1 protein-coding gene is annotated in these 1234 nt (G+C 56.7%); it reads left to right on the forward strand.

Features of this window, described 5'->3' with window-relative positions:
• The coding region (locus COY37_RS02635; RefSeq protein ID WP_286975917.1) for a S8 family serine peptidase at window positions 1-1234 on the forward strand (1234 nt) is incomplete at both ends.

The raw sequence follows: 1234 nt of genomic DNA on the forward strand, positions 1-1234 counted from the left end.
CGGGGTTTCCTGGGGTGCGAAAATCCTCGCCGTCAAGGTGTCGGATGCAAGTGGAACCGGTACCAGTTTTAGCGTCGCGCAAGGCATCAGGTACGCCGCCGACTACGGGGCAAAAATTATAAACTTAAGCCTTGGCGGCCCCGAGCCCTCAGCCACACTCTCAGATGCCATTGCTTATGCGCACGGCAAGGGGTGTATTATCGTTGCGGCGGCCGGAAACGAGGGCACCGACGCCGCACTTTATCCGGCGGCATATCAGAATGTTATAGGGGTGGGGGCGACCGGCATCAATGATCTTAAGGCATCATACTCCAACTATGGATGGTATGTTGATGTTGCGGCTCCGGGCGGCGATGGTGATCTAAATATTATCCCCAGCAATGGTATCTTGAGCTGCTATCTGGGGAATAGCTATGCGTGGGCCGAGGGCACCTCTATGGCCGCCCCGCACGTAGCGGGTCTGGCTGCGCTTATCGCAAGCAGATATCCGGGAAAAACCGGCGACCAACTCGCGCGCTCCATCATGCGGGCGGTAGACGATCTGGGCGTACCCGGCAGAGATGATATCTACGGCTACGGGCGCATCAATGCCGAGAAGGCCGTAACCTCCGCGTTCGTATCCTCTGAGGAGACCGGTACCTACGCGGTTTACTCCGGGTCATGGAGCGTTGAGAGTTCGGCCAATGCAAGCGGCGGCACATATGCCTACTCAAGCTCGACCAGTGATTCTGTTACATACACATTCAACGGGACCGGCGTTACCTGGGTCGCACGCAAGCATCCTGCGGCGGGCATTGCTAAGGTCTATATCGATTCGGTCTACCAGCAAGATGTCGATCTATACGGAAACGACGATTACCAGCAGCTGGCCTATACGAAAACCGGCCTCTCGGAGACAAGCCACACGATAGAGGTGGAAGTTGCGGGAACTAAGAACGCCTCATCTACCGGCTATGAAGTAAACGTGGATGCGTTTGACGTTGCTTTGGATACAACCGCCCCCGTGACCACGATAACGGCAAGCCCGGCGTCGCCAGACGGCAGCAACGGCTGGTACTTATCCGAACCGACCATAACGTTGACGGCAAACGAGACCGCAACCATCTATTACAGGTGGGATGGAGGGGCCGATACCACCTATACCACTCCGTTCATCGCACCAACCGGTACGCACACGCTAACAGTGCACGCGATCGATCTGGCCGGAAATGCGGAGGTAGATCACAACCAGCAG

The sequence above is a fragment of the Candidatus Aquicultor secundus genome (assembly GCF_002791875.1).
Classification (GTDB): Bacteria; Actinomycetota; Aquicultoria; order Aquicultorales; family Aquicultoraceae; genus Aquicultor_A; species Aquicultor_A secundus.